Below are 211 nucleotides of genomic sequence, written 5' to 3'. Positions count from 1 at the left end.
CCAGCTCCGGGATATCGGGCATTGGCTGGCTGGTGTCCATATAGCGCTGGATCAGGTTCCAGATCCGTTCAAGCTCCTCCGGTTGCTGGCTGGTGCTGAAACCGTGCAGGGGGATGCTGTCGAAGTAACGATGATAGCGGTGCACCAGATGCAGCTGATAGCTGAGTATACCCTGATGGCTGGGGCTGCTGACCAGATAGCAGTCGAACTC

1 pseudogene is annotated in these 211 nt (G+C 57.3%); it reads right to left on the bottom strand.

From position 1 onward, the window contains the following. Positions 1 to 211, bottom strand: a pseudogene (locus JW499_RS22350) (hypothetical protein); the annotation flags it as partial.

It is taken from the genome of Amphritea pacifica, from assembly GCF_016924145.1.
GTDB classification, from domain to species: domain Bacteria; phylum Pseudomonadota; class Gammaproteobacteria; order Pseudomonadales; family Balneatricaceae; genus Amphritea; species Amphritea pacifica.
This window is presented reverse-complemented; position numbering and strand designations above follow the sequence as displayed.